A 12,781-nucleotide genomic window follows, 5' to 3' on the forward strand; every position below is an offset into this window, starting at 1 on the left:
CCAAAATTCCTCACCCCGCCACTGCGATACTGAACAGGGAGTCATGCCGGTGGAAATCGAGGCTATCCGTCCCCTTGCCGACACGGCTTTTACCCTAGATCTGGCCCCCGCCGCCGGCGAAGACGCTGCCCGGCGGGTGCATACCGCCACGGCGGTTCTCAACGCCGCCATTGCCGATGGCAGATTGCCCGGCGTGACCGAGGTTGCCGCCGCCTTCCGCTCGGTGACAGTCCATCATGATCCGCTGCGGACAGACCGCGCCAGCGTGCTGAAAGCGGTGGTGCCCCTGCTGGAACAGACCACCCCCGCCGCAGCCCTGACCGGGGCCCTGTGGACCCTGCCGATCTGCCACGATACCGATCTGGCCCCGGATCTGGCCGATGTGGCGGACCGCACCGGCCTGAGCCCGGAAGACGTGATCGCCCGCCATCTGAGCACCGACTATTCGGTGTACTGTATCGGCTTTCTGCCCGGCTTTCCGTTTATGGGGGATCTTGACGCTACCCTGCGCCTGCCCCGCCGGACCAGCCCGCGCACCCGCGTTCCGGCCGGATCGGTGGCTATCGCCAACGGCATGACCGCTATCTATCCGTGGGAAAGCCCCGGTGGCTGGCATCTGCTGGGCCGCTGCCCGGTGCCACTGTTTGACAGCACCCGCACTGCTCCGGCCCTGCTGTCAGCGGGCGACCGGGTCCGGTTTCAGGCGGTCAGCCGCACTGACTTTGATCAGCTGACGACACAGGCCGCCGCCGGGTCTCTGGACCTGAGCCAGTTCCGCCGGACGGGAGACGCATCATGACCCGGACCCTCCAGATTGTCAGCCCCGGGGCACTGTCGCTGATTCAGGATGGCGGGGCGACCCGCAGCCGGGCCCTTGGGGTGCCGGTGGCCGGATGCCTTGACCGCACCGCCCTGATCCTGACCAATGCCCTGCTTGGCAACGCAGAAAATGCGGCGGTGATCGAGGTCCGGCTGACCTCGCCCACCCTGCGCGCCAGCGGCGGCCCGGTGCGGCTGGCCCTTTCCGGCAGTCTGTCCGGTCACATCATCGCCGCCGACGACCCCGACTCCCGCCGGGAAGTCCGTCCGTGGACCGCCTTCATCCTGTCTGATGGCGAAAGCCTGAAGCTCGCCGCCCCCGAACGCGGCGGAATCGGAGTGATCGCCGTTGACGGCGGGGTCGCGGTGCCTGACGTTATTGGCAGCCGGTCCACCCAGATCAAGGCCGGATTCGGGGGCTTTCAGGGCCGCCCGCTTCAGGCCGGAGATGCCCTGCCGCTGCTGACGCCGGATGCTGAACTGCCCCGCGAGTCGCTGTGCCTGCCTGACGGGTTTGATCTCGGCGACGGCCCGATCCGCGTGGTTGCCGGGCCGCAGGAAGAATACTTCACCGCCGAAGCCTATCAGACGCTGACCACAACAGCCTTTACCGTCAGCCGCGAGGCCGACCGCATGGGCTTCCGGCTGGAAGGGACACCGCTGAAGCATGACCCGGCAAAAGGCAGCGATATCATTTCTGACGGTATCGCCCCGGGGGCCATGCAGGTACCCGGATCCGGGCTGCCGATCATTCTGATGGCAGACGCCCAGACCACCGGCGGTTATCCTAAAATCGCCACGGTGATCAGCGCCGACCTGCCCCGCCTTGCCAACCGGGTCCCGGGGGAAACGATCACCTTCAGCCTGGTTTCGGTGGAAGAGGCTGAACAGGCCGCCCGCGCCCTGCGGGGACGGCTGGACGCCGCCATCGCCAGCATTGCCCCGGAACGCCGCCCCGGCGAAATTGATCTGGAAGCCCTGTACACCACCAGCCTGATCGACGGCATGGTCGATATGCGGCTGGCAGACCATTTTCCCGGCAACCTCTATACGGAATAAACCCTTCCCCTTACCGGAGACCCTGTTATGCAGATCAATCTGAATGCCGACCTCGGGGAAAGTTTTGGCCCGTGGACCATGGGCGATGATCCCGCGCTGCTGGATATCGTCAACAGTGCCAATGTTGCCTGCGGCTTCCACGCCGGTGACCCGCTGGTGATGCTGCGCACGGTCGAGCTGGCAAAGGCCCGGGGCGTCAGCATCGGCGCCCATCCCGGCTTCCCTGATCTTCAGGGTTTCGGCCGCCGCCCGATGACCCTGCCCCCGGCGGAACTGGAAGCCGTGCTGATGTACCAGATGGCAGCCCTGTCCGGGGTTGCCTCGGCCCTTGGGCACCGCATGACCCATGTGAAGGCCCACGGCGCCCTCAGCAACATGGCCTGCGCCGACCGGACACTGGCCGAAGTGATCAGCCGCGCCATCAGGCGCTTTGATCCGTCCCTGATTCTGCTGGCCCCGGCGCTGTCCCCGCTGGCCGCCGCCGGACTGGACGACGGCCTGACCGTGGCGCTGGAGGTTTTTGCCGACCGAACCTATCAGGAAGACGGCCAGCTGACCCCGCGCAAACTGCCGGGGTCGGTGCTGCACCACCCGGAAGACTGCGTCGCCCACGTCCTCAGACTGGTGGATGCCGGTGGCATCGTCACCACCAGCGGCGCGGTCCTGCCCTGCGCCTTCCATTCCATCTGTCTGCATGGCGATGGCCCGGAAGCGGTCGCCTCCGCCCGCGCCATCCGTGCCGCCCTGCTGGAGCGGGGGCACACTCTGGCCGCGCTGCCGGATATGTTTGCCGGGTAATCCCCGGCCCCGTCCTGCCCGGTGGTCTCCTGCCGGTCAGCCCGGCAGATGCTGCCGGGATCTGATTTTGCCGCAGTGTGTTGCGCAGAATCTGCTTTTACTCTGAGACTATACGCACCTTCAGCCGCCCGCCGGATCTTCCGGCCGGGCGGTCTTTTTTATCGGACGGGCCATCAGGGACCGTCTTTCTCAGGGGCGGGCCGCCCCAGCTCGGGAAACATCACCTTGACCACCAGCGGCAGGGTAAAGGCGGTGAACAGCATCCGCGCCAGATGGTGACTGCCGACAAAGGCCGGGTCATAGCCCAGCGCCATCGCAACGAAGACCATTGCCTCCAGCCCGCCGGGGGCATAGGCCATCACCATTTGCCCGAAGCTGAAACCGGTCATTGCCCCGACAATCGCCGCCAGCCCGGTCGCCAGCGCCGCCGCAATCAGGGTTCCCCCGACGGCGGTCGGCAGCATCTGCCCCAGCTGCCGCAGCGTGGTTCCGGCAAACCGGGTCCCGATCATCGCCCCCAGAACCAGCAGGCACACCGACAGCACCGGCTGCGGCAGGGTTGCATGGCTGATCCCGGTCCCATGCAGGACCGCGCTGCCGACCATCCCCCCGACCATCAGGGCGGATGGCATCCGGCACAGATGCAGCACCCCGCCCACCGCCAGCGACGCCGCCAGCAGCAGGGCAATCTGAAGCGGATCATGGGAAAGCTGTGCCACCACCGGGCTGACCGTGGCTGTCGCCCCGCCCAGCGTCACCACCACCGGCAGGATCAGCACCAGCAGGAACAGCCGGACGGCATGGACCAGCGCAACCTGCCGGGCGTCAGCCTTGACCTCAATTGCCAGTGCCAGCACAAACCCAAGACTGCCGGGAACCGATGCCATGAAGGCCGTGATCCGGTCCGCCCCGGTCAGTTTCCGGTAGTACCCCATCAAAGCTGTCATCACCAGCGGCAGGGTCAGAATCACCCCCAGCAGGGTCCACGGCCAGCGCGGCAACTGGGACACCACATCAGGCGTCACCGATGCCCCCATGGCAACCCCCAGCAACAGCAGCACCGGCTGCCGCAGTTGCTGCGGCATCACCACCCGTACCCCACCCAGCGCCAGCGCCGCCGTTGCCAGCATCGGCCCCGACACCCACGCCGCAGGCAGGGCCAGAACATCAAAACCCACCGCCGCCAGCAGAGATGCCGCCACCGTCACCCCCCACCCGATCACATCACGACGGTCGGGCAGAGCAGGTAACGGCATGATGGGTTTCCTCGCGCACACTTATTTCAAGTGGTCCCAGCCTATCGGGGTCGCCCATGGGCAACAAGCGCCATTCCCGCTGCCTTTTCAGGCCGAGTCATGCAAAAAGCGCATGGTTATCCCACTGCACAGTCTCGCGGGCCAACAGATCCACCTGCCCCTGCGGTGACAGGGTCAGCACTTCCCCGAAACCGGTGGTCAGCAGCACACGCGCCCCATCCACCGCCAGACCACAGACATCGGGCCGGGCGATCTGTCGGGTTTCGCCACTCCCGTCGGCCTGCCCGTGCAACGCCAGCCCCCCCGGCGGGCTGGTGACCACAAACCGGCCATCCGCCAGCGCCCCGATACTGCCGCAATACTGCTTCAGGGCAGCGACCGTCTCCCCCGGCACCGGCACCCAGCTTAAGGCCTCACCGCGCCGGTGACGGGCCAGCAGCGGCACCGCATCCGCCGGGTTGCCCTGATACTGCCCGGCCACCAGCATCGCTCCGTCCGGGGTTTCCGCCAGATGCCGCAGACTGACCCGCTGCAGAGATTCCGGCGGGCGGACCTGTTCCAGCAGGCGACCATCGCGGCTGTCGAGATAGACCAGCGAGGTATCCATCGCCCCAAGGTTCAGCTTGACGCGCCGGGTCTCCGGGCTGGTCAGAATACCTCCGTTGGCCACCACCAGCGTCACCCCGTCCGCCATGCGGCGGATTTCGTGGGGTTCAATGCCGTGAGTGGAGACCTCTCCCAGGCGGTGGCCGCTGGCAACGTCCCATACCCCCAGCACACCGGTTTCCCCGTCAGCGGCAGACGCATCCGCCCTGACCTCGGTGGTGTAGAGCAGACGGCCATCCGCCGTAAAGGCGGCATGCCCCTGAAAACTGCGGTCCTCCGGCGCCTGCCACAGGGCCAGTCTGCGCCCGTCCTCCGGGTCAACCAACAGCACGGTGCTGCCGGGGCGACGCCCCGGAAAGGCCGCAACCCGCCCGTCCGGCGACAGCGCGGGGCCATGAGCCCGCGCCGGAAGCGGCTGTCGCCACAGAATCCCGCCCTCCGGGTGCCAGCCGACCGCATAGTCTTTACCATCCGGCCCCCGGGCAGAACTGAGCAGCAGCGGCCAGTCCGCCTCCGGTTCAGCAGCAACAGCCCGACCAGAGACAGACGGCAGCACCGGCACAGCAAAAGACGGGACGGTCAGGGCTGCCCCGGCGGTCAGCAGCCGGTGCAGAACACGGCGGCGCGACAACATTGCTCAGTCCCCGTCCAGTGCATTAAAGCCGATCCCCAGCCCAAGGATACCGTTCACATCGGTCTGAACCGACGCCAGCGCCGTCTGCAGGTTGCCGCGCACCAGTTGCAGGGTGCGGTACCCGTCCGGGTTTTCCAGCGTTTCGCGCCAGCCGCCCTTCAGGGTATCAAGCAGACGGACCGCTTCCGTCAGGCCATGACTGACTGACGCATCGACATCTTCACCATCCGGATGGCGGCGGACCAGTGCCCGCAGGCTGAGTTCCCCGGCCCCGGTGCCATAATAGGCGGTCCGCGCTGCCTCGGCATTCGCGCGCAGGGCGATCAGGGTCAGATCGGCCCGCCACGCCTCGCCTTTCTCTGCCCGCGCCTTGTCAGCGCCGCTGCCCAGCGGCCCCGACAGTTTAAGATCAGCCATCACCTGCAATCCGGTCGACAGGCTGCCGTGCAGGGCCTTCAGCGCCTCGACCGGGGCCCGGAACGCGGGGGTTCCCGTCTCCGATGCCAGAAGCTGCTGCCGGAAACCGTCGGGCCGGGTCCAGCCCTCCGCCGTCTCGGCTGCCATGGTCTTCAGGGTGTTGGCAATCGCGGTGACCACCGCACACCGGCGCTGCGGCGTTCCCTCCTCGGTCTCATCCCACAGCAGGCGCTCCAATGCCGGAAACCCCTGCACGGCAATGCTGCCGCTGCGGAAGCCCCTGCCCGGCTCCACCTCTTTCAGTGCAGGCGGCTCGGCCTCGGTCAGCAGCGCCTTCAGATGCCTGCCGCCCAATCCTTTCGGATCGGGCCAGTATTCAATACGGTGAAACCGGTCCTGCTCCATCACCGGGCCAAGGCGCAGATGCTGCACCCGCTGCCAGGCGGCAAAGGCAGCCGTATGGGCACTGCGCAGGGGCGTCAGCTCCGCCGCCGACAGCGTGCCATCCGCGCAGGCCTGCCCGACGGCATCCGCCAGAGTGGCCGAGGCCCCGGCAAACGCCCGATAGCCCGGAATGATCTGATGGTCCGTCTGTGCGGTGATCAGCGCGAGCATGTCACGGTCGGAAACCACACGCGGATCCTCGACATCCTTCCCCGCCAGCACCGGGGCCGCGGTCAGCAGCAGCACAGCGGCGGCAACGGCCATAACAGAGGTCGGTCCGGTCATCCACTCTCTCCCCATCAGATCATCCTCACAACGCATTCAGAAATGCCAGAAGGGCATCCCGGTCACCGGCGGGCAAGGCCTGCACCCGGTCCCGGGCGGCGGCAGCCTCGCCACCATGCCACAGCACCGCCTCCAGCACCGTCCGCGCCCGGCCATCGTGCAGATACCCGGCGCGGGGGCTGACAACGGCGGTCAGACCCAGCCCCCACAGCGGCGGTGTCCGCCATTCCCGGCCATCGGCCAGACCTTCCGGCCGGTTATCAGCCAGCCCGTCGCCCATGTCATGCAGCAACAGATCTGTATAAGGCCAGACCGTCTGCCCGGCGACAACCGGATCAACACCCTGATCCGCCGTGCGGTGCTGCGGGGTATGGCAGGCGGCGCAGCCGATATCGGTGAACAGCCCCTTGCCGCGCAGCACCTGCGCCGATGCCGCAACCCGCGCATCGCGGGCCGGGCCGGACAGGGTACGGGTGTAAAACAGCACCAGATCAGAAACAGCCTGCGGAACCTCAAGGTTTTGATACTGCGGGCTGTTGCCGTCCGGTGCGGTCAGGCAGGTGGCCTGCGCCGCCGTACAGTCCCCGGCGGCTTTCGGGAACAGCGGGGTAGACAGACCGATATCGCCGTTAAAGGCACTCTGGTTCTGCTGATCCAGCGTCGGCTGCCCGGCTTTCCAGCCGAAACGCCCCATCCGCACCGCCCCGGCGGCGACATCCCACACCCGGTTGGCCCGCCCGGAGATACCATCACCATCCCGGTCATCCGGATCTTCCTTCGCCAGAAGATCAGCCTCAGGGATTGCCTCCAGCAGCCCCAGACCGATCATCGGCGGGGCGACACGGGGGGATATCATCACGTCCGGATCCAGCGGACCATAGGCCAGACCGGTAATCTGATAGTGCGGCTGGCGCAGTACCACCCGGTGGCCATCGGCCAGCGTCACCGGGCGGTCAGTCCAGTCAATCCGCACCTGCCCTTCCGCCGCATGCCCCTGTATCGAGGATGTCTGTAACTGGGTGCCATAGACCGGATCCGGGATCACCGCCTGCCGTCCGTCGGCCAGAGCCTTCTGCTCCGCCTCCGTGCGCGGGGGCACGGACAGCCGCAGGAAAAACGCCTCTGACCCCATACTGCCATCGGGCAGATGGCCCCGGCCATCCCCGACGTGACAGCGCTGGCAGGAGCGGGAATTGAACAGCGGACCCAGACCGTCCGCCGCCTGCGTCGAGGCCGGGGCTGACACCCAGATCCGCCGGAAAAACCCATCCCCCAGCTTAAAACGCATCATCTGATCTGCCGTCAGCGTCGCCGCCGGGCGGGTGAAGGCCTTTTTATCGCGGGGCTGATGGTGGGTCAGATCCCCCGCCGGACGGTCCTCGCCGGGGGTGAAGGCCGCCGGTTCCGCCGCCCCCACCGGAACGGAGGACAGCAACAGGACCGGCAGCAGCAGGGGCAGAGCAACACGTTTCATAATCATTCCAGATCAGCAGGGCCGGAAGCACCAACGGGGGCCGGACTCAGATCCGGCCCCCGCAGGCGCATCAGGAAAACAGGCAACAGCTTACTTGCCGACCGCCGAGGGGTTGTCGAGGCTGTCAGACCCTTCAAAGGCGATCTTATCGAGGCCAAGGGTCTTGGTCGCCCGCTCGATCACCTTGGTCTGGGCCAGCAGGGAGTCAATCGCGGCCTGCACCGCCGCATTCCCGGCCACATTGCCTTCCGCGATCATCTGGTCGTAGGCCTCGCCACCATTGGCACGGTCCACCAGAACCTGCATCTTCGCGACAGAGGTTTCCAGCGCCGTCCCCAGTTCCTGCGCATCGGTGGCAGGCAGGATATCCTTCAGGGCCGGACCGCTGATCACGCTGCCATCAAGGCGGGTGTAGCTGCCGGTGAAGACGCTGCGGATCCCGACCGCATCGTAATAGTGGGAGTTATGGGTGTTGTCAGAGAAGCAGTCCTGCTCTTCTTCCGGGTCATGCAGCATCAGGCCGAGCTTCATGCGCTCCCCGGCCAGCTCGCCGTAAGACAGGCTGCCCATCCCGGTCAGCATGGCAACCAGCGCCTTTTCCGGCTTGCCCTTGGTCAGGGCGGCCGCAGCGGCCCCCTTGGCGGACCAGGCCTTTTCCATTTCCGCCAGATCGTCGATCAGCAGGTCAACCGCCGTCTTCAGATACTGGATCCGGCGTTCGCAGTTGCCGTTGGTGCAGGCCTTCGGGTCGAAATCGGTGACTTTACGGTCCCCGGCGCCGGGGCCGGTGCCGTTCAGGTCCTGCCCCCACAGCAGAAATTCGATCGCGTGGTAGCCGGTGGCGACATTGGCCTCGATCTCGTCGATACCATGCAGGGTCTTGCCCAGCAGCTTCTTGTCAATCTTGCTGGCGTTGATGGTCTTGCCACCCAGCTTGACCGACTTGTTGGCAATCACGTTGGCACGGAAATACGGGTTTTCGTCAGATTCTTCGCCGTACTTGGCGGTATCGACATAATCGATCAGGCCTTCGTCCAGCGGCCAGGAATTCACTTTGCCTTCCCAATCATCAACGATCGGATTGCCGAAGCGGTAGACTTCCGTCTGCATGTAGGGCACACGGGCCGCCTTCCATGCATCCCGCGCCTTGGCGAGGGTTTCCGGGGTCGGGTTGGCGATCATCGCATCCACGGCCACTTTCAGGGCCTTCGCCGCCGTCAGGGTATCCTGAAACTTGGCATGGGCGATGGTCACATAGGTGGCGACCACTTCCTTGTTCGACGGCGCAGCCGCCTGCACCGGAAGGGACGCGCCAACGACCATGGCCAGAACCGACGTTGCCGCCAACAGCGCTTTCATCCTGCTTCTCCCCGCTTTCAGAGCGTAAGGTTGCGTATGTCAGAGAGCCGCACCGGCTCACAAATTCCGGTCAGGCCGGGGTCCGGTCCGGGGCGGCACCTTTGTGTGGTACTGCCGCAGCCCGGCAGGGTCAATGCAAATTATTTGCAAAATCACTCGCAGCCCCCTAACATAAAGCCATCAAAAGAAAAATGGTCTTCGCCATGTCCGCACCGCTCCTTTCCAGCCGCCGCACTGTGCTGCGCGGCAGTCTTGCCCTTGCTGCGGGGGCTATGGCTCTGCCGGTTGGCCTGCCCGCCCTGCTGCGCGGCACCCCGGCCCGGGCCGCCGGGGTCAGCACCGCCTTTGCAGCCCTGCCGCTGCCCCACAGCTTCCGGGCCGGGAAAACGGAAACCCTGTGGAGCTACCGCGCGGAGGGCCCAGCGCCGCTGCCCGGGGCCCCTGCCCCGCTGGTCCTGCGGGCAAAGCAGGGGCAGCCGTTCACCGCCGTCTTCACCAATCACCTGCCGGAGCCGACCACCGTCCACTGGCATGGCCTGCGGCTGCCGGTGGCGATGGATGGCGTGCCGTTCCTGACCCAGAACCCGGTCAGGCCGGGCGAAAGCTTCACTTATACCTTTACCCCTCCCGACGCCGGGACCTTCTGGCTGCATCCGCACCTCAACAGCCTGACCCAGCTCTCCCGCGGGCTGTCGGCGCTGCTGATCGTCGAAGAACGCGACGACCCCGGCTTCGATGCCGACATCCCGCTGCTGCTGCGGGACTGGCGGATCGGTGAGGACGGCAGCTGGCTTGATCTGGTTGACGAGCGGGAGTCCGGCCGCGCCGGAACTTTCGGCCCGCTGCATACTGCCTCGGGGCAGGAGGCCCCGGTGCTGACCGCGCCATCCGGCGGACTGGTGCGGCTGCGGCTGTGCAATGCCGATGTCACCCGCATCCTGCGGATTGTCGCCGACGACCTGCCGAAAGGGGCGGCGGTGCAGGTCATTGCCATCGACGGTCACCCGCTGGCCCGCCCGGAACCGCTGGAGCGCGAAAGCATCGGCCCCGGCATGCGCTGCGACCTGCTGGTACGGATGCCCGACCGGGCCGGAGACCGCGTCAGCTTCAGCAACACCTCCTCCAGCACCCCGTGGACAGTCCTGACGCTGACCGCAGATGGGCCATCGCGGAAGCGCAGCCTGCCAAAACGCAGCCCTCTGCCCGCCAATCCGGTCACAGTCCCGGATCTGGCCGCCGCTGAAAGCCTGCGCTTTGATTTCGGGGCCGGAGTGGAAGACGGCCAGAAGGCCGATGGCGCCAAACCGGCGCTGTGGTCGATCAACCGGCGGGCGTGGGTGGAAGCCTATGGCGTCACCGGCCCGACCCCGGAACTGCCGATGCTGCCGGGCCAGAGCTTTGCCGATGCCAAAGCCGCAATCTGCGGCGACGGCACCCCGCTGGCCACCCTGCAGCGGAATAAGACCTATCTGCTGGAACTGACCAATTACACCCCACATCCGCACCCGATCCACCTGCATGGGCTGGCGGTGCAGATGGTCTCTTCCACCCGGGCCGGCATGCGGACCGGCCAGACCGGCGATACCGTCCTGCTCGGCCCCAAGGAGCGGGCGGTGGTGGCGGTGGTGGCCGACAACCCCGGTGACTGGATGATGCACTGCCACATCATCGAACATCAGGCCAGCGGCATGATGGGGGTGGTGCGGGTGGCATAATCCGCCACCCGCGGCCCCTTGCCTTACGCGGCCTGCGGGGCATCCTCCTCCCGCACGGTCAGCAGAAAACTGCTGACCGCATCATCCAGCACCCGACGGCGCTGTACCAGACTGTCTGCGGCGGAAAACACCTGCTGCGCCATGCTGCCGGTCTCGTCGGCGGCCATCGACACATCGCGGACCCGGTCACTGAGATCACGGGTCCGCTCTGACGCCGCCACCACCGAGCGGGAAATCTCTGCCGTCGCACTATCCTGCTGTTCAGCCGCCCCGGCGGTGGCATGGGCATGGTGGCTGATCCGGGTAATACGGGCACTGACAGCCTCAATCGCCCCGACCACGGCTGTTGTTTCGACCTGAATGGCCGCGATCAGGGCGGTAATCTCTTCCGTTGCCGCTGCCGTCTGCCCGGCCAGTCCCTTCACCTCACCCGCCACCACGGCAAACCCCTTGCCCAGCGTCCCGGCCCGGGCGGCTTCAATGGTGGCATTCAGGGCCAGCAGATTGGTACGGGCCGCAATATCGCCGATCAGGGTGACCGTATCGCCGATTTTGCCGGTCACCTCAGCCAGCTGCGAAACCCGCTGCCGGACATCCCCGACATCGCCGACCGCGTCATCGGCCAGCTCCGCCGTTTCGTGGGCCTGCCGGGAGACTTCCGCGATTGAGGCACTCAGCTCGGTACTGGCGGCAGAAATGGTCTCAAGGCTGCTGACGGCCTGCTCGATCTGTTCTGCTGCATCATTCGTCCGGGCCTGTGCCTGCCCGGCATTGCGCACCAGCCCATCAGCAGAGGTGCGCATACTGCCGACCGCCAGCCGCAGGGCTTCAGCCACATCAGCGATGGACCGGTCGAACCCGGCAATCGCCGTTTCCAGCGCCTGCTGACGCTGCTGCTGCCGGGCCTGCGCCGCCAGTTCCGCTGCCTGCAGGGCCTGCCCCTGCCGCATCGCCTGCCGCCATTCCTCCAGCCCGCGGGCCAGCGGAACAAACTCATTCCTGCGCCCGACCTGAGCCGCCGGAGCGTCCAGATCCGCTGCCGCCAGTGCCGATACCGTCTCTTCCAGCCGCTTCAGCGGGCGCTCCACCGACCGGATCACCGCAAAACCGACCCCGGCCCCGATCAGGCAGCCTGCGACGCCGCCCCCGACGACCAGCGCCAGCACCAGCGTATAAACTTCGGCATAGGCATCATAAGACGCCTTCATCGCGTCCAGATGCAGGCGTTCCAACGCATCCAGCGCTGTCGTCAGTTCGCTCACCGTCGGATAGAGGTAATCCCGGTTGAAGCGGTTGACCATCTCGGCATCACCGCTCTGGATCGCCTGCACCAGCCAGTCCACTTTCTGGGCTGCGGTGAACACCAGCGCCTCATAGTCATCGGCGGCCTTCATCTCGGCAGCACTGACAAAAAAGGGCCGGGCCTGCTGCCATTGGGTTGCGGCCTGCGCCCGAAGGGTCGCGATTGTCTGCTCGGCCTCTGCTGCCGGCACCTGCCCGGCGTCAAAGCGGTTCACCTGATCGACAAGCTGCTGATAGGCCTGCCCGGTCTGCTTCAGCAGCTCGATCGGGGCAACCCGGTCGCGTCGGATTGCGTCCAGCGCCTGCCGGGCCGTCGCCCCGCCCCAGACACCGGCAACACCGACACCGGCAATCACACCGCATAAAACGGATACCAGAAGGATCAGGCGGGTCTGAACGCGAATATTCCACAGCATCATGCGCAATCAAGCGGAAGGCATAACCATTCCGCCCCTTTCATAAAAGGCCCCTTTAACCCCGCCGCCAGCGCTACCGGAACTGTCAGCCTCCATCCAGATAAGGTTTTATTACACCTAGACCTGTTTTGTACTTAGGCAGTCATGCAGACAAATCCGCAGCCTGTCACCCGTCTCACGGCGGTTGCTTCGCAGGG

Annotated in this window: 10 protein-coding genes; 4 read left to right on the forward strand and 6 right to left on the reverse strand. The window is 66.3% G+C overall.

The features are described from left to right. The first annotated feature begins 43 nt into the window (after window positions 1-43). From pxpB to G365_RS0108940, 3 genes are read left to right on the forward strand one after another with little or no spacing between them, the layout of a single operon-like run. Window positions 44-799 (forward strand): 5-oxoprolinase subunit PxpB, encoded by a 756-nt coding sequence (gene pxpB / locus G365_RS0108930; RefSeq protein ID WP_019645177.1) that lies wholly within the window; start codon window positions 44-46, stop codon window positions 797-799. Continuing rightward, window positions 796-1,878, forward strand: a complete 1,083-nt coding sequence (locus G365_RS20895; RefSeq protein WP_019645178.1) for a 5-oxoprolinase subunit C family protein — start codon at window positions 796-798, stop codon at window positions 1,876-1,878. Before pxpB ends, G365_RS20895 begins: the two co-directional genes overlap by 4 nt. A gap of 27 nt (window positions 1,879-1,905) precedes the next feature. Further along, entirely contained in the window at window positions 1,906-2,676 is a 771-nt protein-coding gene (locus G365_RS0108940) for a LamB/YcsF family protein (RefSeq protein WP_019645179.1), read from the forward strand. Window positions 2,677-2,849: 173 nt separating this feature from the next. Here the strand turns inward: G365_RS0108940 and G365_RS0108945 are convergent, their stop codons facing one another. The 5 genes from G365_RS0108945 to G365_RS0108965 form a co-directional block, all read right to left on the reverse strand. Beyond that, window positions 2,850-3,932 carry an AbrB family transcriptional regulator gene (locus G365_RS0108945; RefSeq protein WP_019645180.1) on the reverse strand — a complete coding sequence of 361 codons (1,083 nt, stop codon included), beginning with the start codon at window positions 3,930-3,932 and terminating at the stop codon, window positions 2,850-2,852. Between the two features lie 97 nt (window positions 3,933-4,029). After that, complete coding sequence (locus tag G365_RS0108950) at window positions 4,030-5,172, reverse strand: DUF1513 domain-containing protein (protein ID WP_019645181.1); 1,143 nt, start codon at window positions 5,170-5,172, stop codon at window positions 4,030-4,032. Between the two features lie 3 nt (window positions 5,173-5,175). Then, window positions 5,176-6,318: an imelysin family protein gene (locus G365_RS0108955; RefSeq protein ID WP_169545097.1), complete on the reverse strand. Its 1,143-nt coding sequence runs from the start codon at window positions 6,316-6,318 to the stop codon at window positions 5,176-5,178. 25 nt (window positions 6,319-6,343) lie between these two features. Next, entirely contained in the window at window positions 6,344-7,792 is a 1,449-nt protein-coding gene (locus G365_RS0108960; RefSeq protein ID WP_019645183.1) for a di-heme oxidoreductase family protein, read from the reverse strand. Window positions 7,793-7,882: 90 nt separating this feature from the next. Continuing rightward, window positions 7,883-9,151 (reverse strand): imelysin family protein, encoded by a 1,269-nt coding sequence (locus G365_RS0108965; protein WP_019645184.1) that lies wholly within the window; start codon window positions 9,149-9,151, stop codon window positions 7,883-7,885. Window positions 9,152-9,354: 203 nt separating this feature from the next. Here G365_RS0108965 and G365_RS0108970 point away from each other — a divergent pair, with 203 nt between their 5' ends. Next, entirely contained in the window at window positions 9,355-10,866 is a 1,512-nt protein-coding gene (locus tag G365_RS0108970) for a multicopper oxidase family protein (RefSeq protein WP_081628511.1), read from the forward strand. Window positions 10,867-10,889: 23 nt separating this feature from the next. Here the strand turns inward: G365_RS0108970 and G365_RS22860 are convergent, their stop codons facing one another. Then, the gene (locus G365_RS22860) at window positions 10,890-12,587 is read right to left on the reverse strand and encodes a methyl-accepting chemotaxis protein (RefSeq protein ID WP_019645186.1); all 1,698 of its coding nucleotides are present in this window, start codon (window positions 12,585-12,587) and stop codon (window positions 10,890-10,892) included. Between the last annotated feature and the right edge of the window lie 194 nt (window positions 12,588-12,781).

The sequence above is a fragment of the Novispirillum itersonii subsp. itersonii ATCC 12639 genome (assembly GCF_000381985.1).
Taxonomy (GTDB): domain Bacteria; phylum Pseudomonadota; class Alphaproteobacteria; order Rhodospirillales; family Rhodospirillaceae; genus Novispirillum; species Novispirillum itersonii.

What these genes read in the sequence shown, in the direction of transcription:
- pxpB (WP_019645177.1), top strand. Translation starts at nt 44, where the DNA reads ATGCCGGTGGAAATCGAGGCTATCCGTCCCCTTGCCGACACGGCTTTT.
- G365_RS20895 (WP_019645178.1), top strand. Translation starts at nt 796, where the DNA reads ATGACCCGGACCCTCCAGATTGTCAGCCCCGGGGCACTGTCGCTGATT.
- G365_RS0108940 (WP_019645179.1), top strand. Translation starts at nt 1,906, where the DNA reads ATGCAGATCAATCTGAATGCCGACCTCGGGGAAAGTTTTGGCCCGTGG.
- G365_RS0108945 (WP_019645180.1), bottom strand. Translation starts at nt 3,932, where the DNA reads ATGCCGTTACCTGCTCTGCCCGACCGTCGTGATGTGATCGGGTGGGGG.
- G365_RS0108950 (WP_019645181.1), bottom strand. Translation starts at nt 5,172, where the DNA reads ATGTTGTCGCGCCGCCGTGTTCTGCACCGGCTGCTGACCGCCGGGGCA.
- G365_RS0108955 (WP_169545097.1), bottom strand. Translation starts at nt 6,318, where the DNA reads ATGACCGGACCGACCTCTGTTATGGCCGTTGCCGCCGCTGTGCTGCTG.
- G365_RS0108960 (WP_019645183.1), bottom strand. Translation starts at nt 7,792, where the DNA reads ATGAAACGTGTTGCTCTGCCCCTGCTGCTGCCGGTCCTGTTGCTGTCC.
- G365_RS0108965 (WP_019645184.1), bottom strand. Translation starts at nt 9,151, where the DNA reads ATGAAAGCGCTGTTGGCGGCAACGTCGGTTCTGGCCATGGTCGTTGGC.
- G365_RS0108970 (WP_081628511.1), top strand. Translation starts at nt 9,355, where the DNA reads ATGTCCGCACCGCTCCTTTCCAGCCGCCGCACTGTGCTGCGCGGCAGT.
- G365_RS22860 (WP_019645186.1), bottom strand. Translation starts at nt 12,587, where the DNA reads ATGATGCTGTGGAATATTCGCGTTCAGACCCGCCTGATCCTTCTGGTA.